At 38.2% G+C, this 9,834-nt stretch carries 9 protein-coding genes and 1 pseudogene; 3 read left to right on the top strand and 7 right to left on the bottom strand.

Annotation, left to right across the window (positions count from 1 at the left end; translation table 11 throughout):
* The first annotated feature begins 399 nt into the window (after positions 1-399).
* From fdxA to FTV09_RS15900, 3 genes are all read left to right on the top strand, one after another.
* Entirely contained in the window at positions 400-723 is a 324-nt protein-coding gene (fdxA, locus tag FTV09_RS15890) for a ferredoxin FdxA (RefSeq protein ID WP_053580096.1), read from the top strand.
* Positions 724-860: 137 nt separating this feature from the next.
* Positions 861-1,583 (top strand): D-Ala-D-Ala carboxypeptidase family metallohydrolase, encoded by a 723-nt coding sequence (locus FTV09_RS15895; RefSeq protein WP_180058861.1) that lies wholly within the window; start codon positions 861-863, stop codon positions 1,581-1,583.
* 131 nt (positions 1,584-1,714) lie between these two features.
* A complete protein-coding gene (locus FTV09_RS15900; protein ID WP_180058862.1) occupies positions 1,715-2,380 on the top strand; it encodes an O-methyltransferase in 666 nt (221 codons plus the stop codon).
* Positions 2,381-2,582: 202 nt separating this feature from the next.
* On the opposite strand, the gene FTV09_RS15905 is transcribed toward FTV09_RS15900, so the two are convergent.
* The 7 genes and pseudogenes from FTV09_RS15905 to FTV09_RS15935 form a co-directional block, all read right to left on the bottom strand.
* Complete coding sequence (locus tag FTV09_RS15905; RefSeq protein ID WP_067762581.1) at positions 2,583-3,425, bottom strand: universal stress protein; 843 nt, start codon at positions 3,423-3,425, stop codon at positions 2,583-2,585.
* A gap of 128 nt (positions 3,426-3,553) precedes the next feature.
* Positions 3,554-4,171, bottom strand: a complete 618-nt coding sequence (locus tag FTV09_RS15910) for an acyltransferase (protein WP_067762582.1) — start codon at positions 4,169-4,171, stop codon at positions 3,554-3,556.
* 66 nt (positions 4,172-4,237) lie between these two features.
* Positions 4,238-4,825 carry a YigZ family protein gene (locus FTV09_RS15915; RefSeq protein ID WP_067762597.1) on the bottom strand — a complete coding sequence of 196 codons (588 nt, stop codon included), beginning with the start codon at positions 4,823-4,825 and terminating at the stop codon, positions 4,238-4,240.
* Between the two features lie 100 nt (positions 4,826-4,925).
* Positions 4,926-6,116: an HlyD family type I secretion periplasmic adaptor subunit gene (locus FTV09_RS15920; RefSeq protein ID WP_180058863.1), complete on the bottom strand. Its 1,191-nt coding sequence runs from the start codon at positions 6,114-6,116 to the stop codon at positions 4,926-4,928.
* A 3-nt stretch (positions 6,117-6,119) separates the two neighbouring features.
* The gene (locus FTV09_RS15925; protein ID WP_180058864.1) at positions 6,120-8,252 is read right to left on the bottom strand and encodes a type I secretion system permease/ATPase; all 2,133 of its coding nucleotides are present in this window, start codon (positions 8,250-8,252) and stop codon (positions 6,120-6,122) included.
* Positions 8,249-9,712 carry a TolC family outer membrane protein gene (locus tag FTV09_RS15930; RefSeq protein WP_180058865.1) on the bottom strand — a complete coding sequence of 488 codons (1,464 nt, stop codon included), beginning with the start codon at positions 9,710-9,712 and terminating at the stop codon, positions 8,249-8,251. Before FTV09_RS15930 ends, FTV09_RS15925 begins: the two co-directional genes overlap by 4 nt.
* Positions 9,713-9,727: 15 nt before the next feature.
* Positions 9,728-9,834: pseudogene (locus FTV09_RS15935) on the bottom strand (IS701 family transposase); the annotation flags it as partial.

The following is a 9,834-nucleotide window of genomic DNA, read 5'->3' on the forward strand; positions in this document are numbered from 1 at the left end:
AAGTGAAGGTAGGGTTTGTTTTAATGTTAAATCTAGATTCTGAGATAAATTCATAAAAAAAGAGCGTATTTACATACGCTCTTTTTACAGCATTTTAACTTTTTTTGCTTAACTGACTGGCATTACCCCTATTAGGGGGCTTTTTTTAATCCAATTGAAAAAGGAGTAGCTTTGAATGTAAAACGCTCAAGGTAAAATGCTAAATAAAAAGTGTGAGTTCAGGCCAGCTATTGAGTATGATTATCATTACATCGCTGTTTTGGTTAAATTGTTCAGTTTTTAGTAATTTTAACAGCACTGCATATAATAAATATCAATAAAAGGAATTGTTAGTTGTGCTATTTTTTGCCTAAAATACACTATTAGTTATTAGAACCATATTTTTAGGTAGCTGTCGCCATGACCTTTGTTGTCACTGAAAACTGTATTAAATGTAAATATCAAGACTGCGTAGAAGTTTGTCCTGTTGACTGTTTCTATGAAGGTCCTAACTTCCTTGTAATTAATCCAGACGAATGTATCGACTGTGCATTATGCGAACCAGAATGTCCAGCAAATGCAATTTTCTCTGAAGATGAATTACCAGAGGGTCAAGAAGTATTTATCGAACTCAATACTGAACTTTCACAAAAATGGCCAAACATCACTCAAATCGGTGATCAACCTGCTGACCGTGAAGAATGGAATGGCAAAACTGATAAATTACAATATCTTGAAAAGTAATTTTACAGATTCAAAAAAGATCAGCACATGCTGATCTTTTTTTATACCGAATGCACACATTTCATTGCAAAATATTCAAAATTTCTCACTCAAATTAGATTAAAATAGAACAAGTTTATAAATAATTGATTTCTATAATGAAGCATTTAATTAAGGGATTATTGTCCGTTGCAATTTTCCCACTTGTTTTCATTGGTTGTACCAGTACACCACAAAAACAAGGCCACACTATTACAACTCACGACGGTAAACGTATTTACATTCCTCAAGAAAAAGTCTCAACCGTTCGCCAATCGCAACCTAAAGTTGTTCCTTATGCTTACAACTCCTGGGTGGCATCTGTAGATAATTTGCGTAAAGTACGTGATTACGAGGTCTTTCTTGAAAGAAATGGTGTTGGCAATATTATTCCTTCTTTTGAGCTTATGCGTACAGCGCGAGATTGGCAGAAATGTGGCCGTTCAGAGTATATGGTGCCAAATCGTGAACTGTGGGCCAACCAAATTTCCACCCTGCGTGTATTTAAATATCTTGTGGCAGCAAATATCTTAACGGACTTTGAAGTGACATCGGTTTATCGTGATCTGCCATTGAACCAATGTGCTGGTGGTGCAAATTCATCTCGTCACTTATTCAATTCCGCAATCGATTTTCGTATTGGGCCTGCTTATCCTCAACCTGAAGATTATGCCTATATTGAAAATACGAAATTCCGTCTTTGCCAATTTTGGGCACAGCATGGTCAGAGTTTAAATATGGGGCTCGGCTTATATTCTAGTGGTCAAATTCATATTGATACTCAAGGCTATCGCACTTGGGGGCCAGATTTATCTCGACGATCTTCAATGTGTAATTACTAATACATTACAATGCCATACCAAGACCTCTTTTGAGGTCTTTTTTGTGTATAAAACAGGCGATTATTGAACAATAAATTGCGCTATGTATGGAAAGGTTTAAAATGCTCTCATCAAAAATGAGGTGCTACAACATGCAACAAATGTGGACAGACATTGATGCTTACATCGATTCACATTTAATTCCTGAAGATCCAATTCTCACTCAGACATTGAAACATACAGATGAACGTGGCTTCCCCGACCATCTTGCCGTAGCTGCAAATCAAGGCATGTTGCTACAAATGTTGATTCAAATGAATAAGTGCAAACGTGTTTTGGAATTAGGAACTTTTGCTGCATATAGCACTATGTGGTTAGCACGTGCACTTCCAGACGATGGCTATATTTTAACGATTGAAGGTCGTGATACGCACGCAGCTTTAGGACAAGAAAATATCGACAATGCAAAATTGCCTCAAACGATTGATCTTAAATGTGGTCGTGCTGCAGATATCTTACGTGCCCTACCCGAAAATACTGAACCTTTTGACTTTATTTTTGTCGATGCGGATAAGCAAAGCTATCCTGAATATCTTGAGCTAAGTCTGGATCTCTCACATTCAGGTACAGTTATCGTGCTGGACAATGTCATTCGTGCAGGCGATATTTTGAATCCAGAAAATCATAAACCGAGTATTGAAGGTATACGGGATATGTTCAAAGCAATGCAAAATAATCCTCGTATTTTATCTTGCACCGCATTGCAAACGGTTGGTTGTAAAGGCCATGATGGTTTCGCACTTGCGATTGTAAAATAACTGATTAATCTTGAGATTGTACAAAGATTGATTTGGATTAAAAATCAATCAATACAATATTTTAATTAACAAACAGTAACTTACAAAAACAACACACAGAGTTATCCACAATATATGAGGATAACTCTGGTTATAAAAAATACAAAATCAATACTTTAATCTGTGTCTAAAATTCCTGTTTAATTGCCACAACTAAACACTTTTATTTCACAACTAGTAAAGGGACACTCGAATTCCTAAAGATACTGGTGGTGATACTACCTAAAAAGAATTGATGAATTTTACTGTGACTAAATGCACCCAATACAATTAATTGAATACCATGCTCTTGTTGATAATCCAAGATATTTTCTGAAACATCTCCATAACGATACTCAGTGACAACATCCAGTCCGGCATTGGTTAAAAAGTTTTTGGGATCATCTAAAATTTGTGGATGATCACCAACATAGACTAAATGGCATTGTAAAATACGTAATAAATCACTCTTAGCCACGCGTTTCATTAAATCAACACATGTTGGCGAATATTCGTAAGCAAAAATAAACCGTGTAGGTGGCTTAAAGGTTGGCCCTACAGTCATTACAGTACAGCTTGCACCACGTATAAAGTTTTCAACATTACTCCCTAATGGCTTATTACGCTCTGCTGAGCGCTCACCAACACGTCCAATTAATACAATGTCATCAGACTGAAGAACATTAAAACTCTGCTCTAAAAAGTCGCCTTTTTCCTGAATGTGTGAGGTTTGAATGCCATGTTTATCCTGAATCATTTCAGAAATATGTTTGAGTAGATTATTACTATAATCGAGTGCTAGATCACTTTGTTTTTGCTCAAGCTCTGCCAGTTCTTTTAAAAGCATGGCATTACTTTCAAAACCAATCACACCACTAATTTCACCTAGATGATAACTTGCTGGGTAATAGTCAAGGACTTGAAGTAGAACCAGTTCACGATTGGTCTGTTTTGCAACCCAAGCCGCTGCATCTGCTAATGCATTAATGCATGGCGAAGAGTCGATACATGCGATAACTCGTTTCATGATTAGCCCTCGTTTTATTTTTGCTTGGCTATAAAAGTTGTTTGTTATTTTTAACTTATCACAACTCTGTTTCGTGATGCATACATTTGTGTAAGTTTAAAAGCCATTTTTTGCACAAATGTATGGCTTTAATCTCGATATCGAATAAATTTAGCTGGATTCCCTGCCACAATCGCACGTTTTTCGACATGCTTCGTCACCATACTATTCATACCAACAATTGCTTGTTCTGCTATGTGTACACCATCCTTTATGCCAACATGTGCACCTAACCAGACATCACGTTCAATTTCGATTCCTTGTGAGCGTACAGCTTGTTGGTAAATTGGCATATCTGTATCCATGCCGTGATCAAAAGCATACAGATGGCAATAGGCAGCAATTCGTACTTGGTCGTGTAGCTTAATTCCGACTCGGCCACCATCAAGTATACAGTGATGATTTATCGCTACTTCACTGCCTATTTCAAGCGGCCCATGCAATGTGCAATCTGCTGCAATAAACGTATTATCACCAATTTTAATCTTTCGACCTGGCTCAGCAAATATATGAGCGAGCGGTGAAATGAAACAGTTCTCACCAATTTCAACGGTTTCCATCGACATAAGATATTCTTGATATTCTTTTTGCCAAGCTTCGGCCCATACTCTATTTTTTGGTTTCAACGACCGATACAACCATGGCATGTAATTCAAGCGATGTTTATGCTGTTCACGATATTTCAGTAGTGGGTCTTGCTCAGTCATCTAGTTTAATCTCAATTATTTGGTTGGTTGTTTGAGACAAATTGCCTCACAAGAGAAATGAATACATTATTCATCCACTATTTTTAACTGCTCGCGCCCTCTACTCACATCTTGAAGTTTAATTGCAAGTGGTTCGATCTGATGAACCTGTAGCGCTGCTTCAATATCTACGCCTGTCGCAGTATATTCTTCTTGAAATTCTATTTTTTGTTGATTTAAGTCATATTGAATAATTGCCCACTCATTAAATTGACAACTAAACTGCACTTTTTTCTTTTCAATTAACTCAATTTTTTCAGCAAGCATTAAACATTGACCTGCACAGCCACCATAAGCACGGACTAATCCACCTGTACCTAACTTAACGCCGCCATACCAACGATTTACCAAAACCAGCACATTGGTTAAATCATTGCCTTCTATTGTTGCTAAAATTGGTCGCCCTGCTGTTCCTGAAGGTTCACCATCATCATTGAAGCGTACAGTATGACCAATTTTCCATGCCCAACATTGATGGGTTGTGGAGATATCACGGTTCGCTTCTAAAAAGTCTTTAACAGCCTGTTCATTTTCTACAGGGACAGCTATCGCCTGAAAACGACTTTTCTTAATGTCCTCTTCAAAACAAACCTGTGTAGAAAGTGTAAATGCCATATCTTCATTCGAACTAAGTGGAACAATGATTATATCTATTTTGAAAGACTTACCGATAAAAAAAGCCTCCATAGAGGAGGCTTTTTAAACAACTATTACATTATCGTTCACGCAAAGCTTCGCTGGCTTTGTTAAACGGTTTAACCAGATATTCAAGTACTGTTTTCGAACCTGTACGGATATCGACTGTTGCGACCATACCAGGCGTGATACTAAAGTCCTTACCCTCTTTATTGGTCAACTTATCACTATCTGTCCGAATATACACACGATAGTAAAACTGATCTTGTTTAACTTCATCACGTAAGGTATCAGGCGAAATTACCGTCACTTTTCCTTTTAAACCACCATAGATTGAATAGTCATAAGCAGTAATCTTAACCAAAGCCTCTTGCCCTGGACGTATAAAAGCGATGTCACGTGGCGAAATACGTGCTTCAACTAAAAGCTGCTCATCTAAAGGCACGATAGTCATTAACTTACCATTTTGAGGAATCACCCCGCCTAAAGTCATAACATCAATTTCTTTAACAACACCACGGACTGGTGATTTAAAAACAGTACGACTGAGCGTATCAGATTTACCACGAACCACTTGCTGTTGTGATTCAATATCCATATTTGCCTTAGAAAGCTCTTCGCGAGATTTGACATAGTACTGGTTACGTACGTCATTCATTTGATTTTGCAAATCATTGGCTGAACGCTTTAAGCGTAAAACTTCAACTTCACTCGCTGCACCTTTTGCCACCAAAGGCTCAGTCATCGCCAATTCTTGTTGTACAAGTACCAGGGCTTGTTTTAGACCTGATAGTGATTCATCCAAATTCGCACGACGTGAATGATACAGTGCTGTTTCCTCATTCACTAATGCAGGTATTTTTAACACATCATTGGGAAATGTTAGAGCAGTCCCGTTCACTTCTGCACGAAGACGCGCCGCTGTCGCACGAGCTGCCACCAGTAGTGACTCAGTCTCAGCCACATTCGATTCAAAACGTGTTGGGTCTAATTGCGCAAGGACTTGTCCTTGTTCAACAATTTGGCCTTCCTTCACATTTAATTTGGTTAAAATACCACCTTCCAAAGACTGAATAATCTGCTCTTTAGATGAAGGAATTACTTTACCTGTACCCGTTGAAACTTCTTCTAATTTGAATAACCATGCCCAAATTAAAAGTACTGCCAAACCAATGGTAATAATCCAAATAATTAAACTCGTTTTTGGTAATGGTGGTTCTTTAAAACTGACAGCATTTGAACGTTTTACTTCTTGCTTATTATCGCTCATGATTTATGCCCCTGTTGCACGTTTAGGTGCACCCTGATTTTGATTCAAAATCTGATCACGAGGCCCATCCATCACAATTTTACCTTCATTCACCACAATAATACGGTCAACAAGTTCCAATACAGCGCGACGATGTGTTGCAACAATCATGGTACGATTTTGTAAATAGCCTTTGAGATGATCAATTAATTGTTTTTCAGATACATCATCAATCGCAGCGGTCGGTTCATCCAATAACAAGATATTCGGTTGACGAATTAACAAACGTGCTAGGAGTAATGCTTGACGCTGCCCCCCAGAGAAACCTACACCACCTTCTAAAATAATGTGGTCTAAACCTTCTTTTTTCTCTTGTACAAAACTTAACGCGCCCGTGATTTTAAGCACATCAATGAGCTGCTCATCTGTCGCAAGTGGTGCACCTAAAGTTAAATTTTCACGAATTGAACCATAAAATAATTGTGCATTTTGATTCAGTAAGCCCATATCACGGCGGACATCGGCTGGATCAATTAATGCCAGCTCAATACCGTCAAGTTTAATTTTGCCTTGTACTGGTGTTTGCATGCCTGATAAGAGCTGTAACAGGGTCGATTTACCTGCTCCATTACGCCCTAAAATTGCAATTTTCTCACCAGCTTTAATTTCAAGTTTTGGAATGATTAAACTTGGACGTGGATCATCTTCACCATATTTGAATGACACGCCATTCAATTCATAATCACCACTAATAACAGGCTTATGAATTAAGTGCGAATAATCAGGCTGATCCACAGGCTTTTTCATCAACTCATCTAAGCCTGCTTTTGCCACTTTCGCTTGTTGTAAACGACCCAGTACCCCAGCTAGTGCGGAAATTGGCGCTAACATACGCGAGGATAGAATTGAGCAGGCTACCAAAGCACCAGTGGTCATTTCACCTTTCATTACTGCGAAACAACCGACCAATACAACTATGGCAAAGGTTAAACCTTGTATTTTTTGTGTCCAAGCAGACATCAAACCAACAATTTTACGTTGACGCATACTGACATCAGCAGACACTTCATTCATGTGATTCCACTGATTTTGAAAGCGTGATTCAGCACGTAATAACTTGATATCTTCCATACCTTGTACAGATTCAACCAATAATGCATTACGAATTGAAGATTCTCGCATCCCCATTTGTGCCAATTTCGCTAAAGGCTTTTGTGCCAAAATACCAGGAATAATCATCAGTGGCACAACCAACAACATTACCCAAAACAGGTTGCCGCCAATCAGCCAGAATATGAATAAGAACAAAAAGAAAAATGGTAGATCAGCAATTGCTGTGACCGTGGTGGAGGTCACCATTTCACGAACACCTTCAAGCTCACGAATTTGAGAAATGAATGTACCTGTTGATTTTGAACGTTCACTATTTTTAATGCGAAGTGCATGCCCAAATACACGGTCAGAAATTTTTAAATCTGCACGTTTACCAATAATATCCGATAAATAAATACGTGAAACACGCAGCGTAAATTCAAAAATAGCTGCAATGAGTACACCACCTGCCAGTACCCAAAGTGTCGGCACTGACTGTGATGGAATCACTCGGTCATAAACATTCATCGAAAATAAAATAGTAGCCAGCGCCAAAATATTTGCCATTAAAGAGGCAAACATAATATCGATGTAACGCTTCCAATCTTTCAGAACAATGGACCAAAACCAATTTTTTTCAAATGGTTTGATGTATTCATCGACACGAGCATCTGGCACTGAAGATTCAGGACGCAAGATATAAATATTACGTACGCCATTTGCTAAACGATCGAGTGAAAAAACTTGTGATAAACCTTCATCGCCACTGAGTTGTACGCTGGCATTGCCATCTACATCTATACGTTCTACAACGCCCACTTCACCACTGACAAATTCAACCAGTACCGGCAAGCGCCATGGATTTAGTAAATTAATATCGTATTTATTTTTACGAACACTTAAACCAATTTGGCGTGCCATCACTTGAACAAGTTCATCAGCATTATTATGTTGATTCCAATCCAGTTGTAGGCGAATACGCTCTTCAGAAGGTTCAATTCGATAGTGCTTGGCAATATTCAATACCGCTTGAAGCCAAGGCTGATAATTTATGGTATTACTCATGGCTGGACTTCAAACCCCTGAATAGACATATTATTAAGTTCATAAATATCTCGTGAACGTCCTGTCACTTGAATATATTGAGCAAGTGAAGCGTAAATATCATATTGCGCTGACACAATTTCTTGAGCTGCACTATGAATAGCTTGTTCCGCATTTAATAGGTCAACAACTGTACGTGTCCCTAATTTATATTGCTCTTGATAAAGCTCTTTTGTGCGAACCGTTGTTTCACGTCTTTGTACCAGTACAGACATTTGACGCTTTTTATTTTCAATTTGTTCGCGAATTAAACGTACCTGATCTACTACATCCAAATACACTGTATTCACTTGTGCCTTTGCAGCTTCTTCAGCATAACTTGCAGCACGTGTTTGCGCAGCAACGGCCCCACCTTGATAGAGATTACTGGTCGCTTCCAACATGATTGAGCTATAAAGACCATCATCTTCATTATTATTTGGATTACGCCCATTAACTGCCTGACTTAAACTGCCTTTTACATTAATGGTTGGATAAGCACTCAGTTTAGATTGCTGCTTTTGTAATTTTGCGACTTCAACGCCTGCTTGCGCCTGCATCATACTTGGGATCATTTTAAAATCAGGATCTTTATACAATTCAGCAGCAGTTAAAATTCGGTCTGGAATAACCCAATTAATATTTGATACATCAAAACCCAATAATGTACGCAGACGCTGCTGATATTGTTTTAACTGTGTTTCTTGCACAATTAAATTTGACTCTGCTGCTTCTAAATTAGATTGCGCTTGGATTGGATCCGCCTGACTACTAATCCCTGCTTTTGCACGCAAATTTGCAATTTCAGCAATTCGACTTACACCGGCAATCTGTTGGTTGGCAATTTTGGTGATTTCTTGATAACGTTTTATATTAATTATTGCATTCGCAACTTCAAGCGAGACTTCATCTAAATTAACCAAAACATTTGCTTGTTCTTGTAAAGTTTTGGCTTCCTCAATATCAACTAAGCTACGTGTCTTACCAAAATCATAAAGCATTTGAGTCGCATTCAATGAAAATAACTGTCGACCACGCTCACCTTTGGTTAAGTCTGCTGTGCCAAGTCCACCTGAAATTTGTGGATAATACGCAGCATTCGCAACATCTACATTTGCACTTTGAGATCCAACTGCAGCAATACTTTGTGTGATTTCAGGACGGCGTTGAACTGCAATGTGAATCGCATCAACGAAGCTTAAATTTTTAGCAACTGTATTCGGATTGTAATTACCCTGTATTTTCTGACCGTATGAAACTGCTGGTAATTCTGCAACACGTGTTGTGTCTAGGTTGAACTTACTTAATTCAGTGACATCTATTTTGTCTATAGACCGTTTGGGTTTTGGTAAAAAGATTTTATCAAGGCTTTCTTGCAGCGTTTTATGCTTTTTCGCATTATCCACTTCTGTTGCATGCACCAAACCAATCGAAAAAGGTATAGGACTTACGCACTATTATTTATAGATTCTCTGTGGTAGCAGATGATTTTTATCGAGAATAAAGTCATCAATGAAGTTTTTGATAACTGGTCTAAATAATTTCTTCTGCCAACGATATACAT

The sequence above is a fragment of the Acinetobacter sp. YH12227 genome, from assembly GCF_013417785.1.
In the GTDB taxonomy this organism is placed as follows: domain Bacteria; phylum Pseudomonadota; class Gammaproteobacteria; order Pseudomonadales; family Moraxellaceae; genus Acinetobacter; species Acinetobacter gandensis.

Coding starts and splice junctions, on each gene's coding strand:
- FTV09_RS15920 (WP_180058863.1), bottom strand. CDS start 6,116: ATGAGCGATAATAAGCAAGAAGTAAAACGTTCAAATGCTGTCAGTTTT.
- FTV09_RS15900 (WP_180058862.1), top strand. CDS start 1,715: ATGCAACAAATGTGGACAGACATTGATGCTTACATCGATTCACATTTA.
- FTV09_RS15905 (WP_067762581.1), bottom strand. CDS start 3,425: ATGAAACGAGTTATCGCATGTATCGACTCTTCGCCATGCATTAATGCA.
- FTV09_RS15915 (WP_067762597.1), bottom strand. CDS start 4,825: ATGGCATTTACACTTTCTACACAGGTTTGTTTTGAAGAGGACATTAAG.
- FTV09_RS15925 (WP_180058864.1), bottom strand. CDS start 8,252: ATGAGTAATACCATAAATTATCAGCCTTGGCTTCAAGCGGTATTGAAT.
- fdxA (WP_053580096.1), top strand. CDS start 400: ATGACCTTTGTTGTCACTGAAAACTGTATTAAATGTAAATATCAAGAC.
- FTV09_RS15895 (WP_180058861.1), top strand. CDS start 861: ATGAAGCATTTAATTAAGGGATTATTGTCCGTTGCAATTTTCCCACTT.
- FTV09_RS15910 (WP_067762582.1), bottom strand. CDS start 4,171: ATGACTGAGCAAGACCCACTACTGAAATATCGTGAACAGCATAAACAT.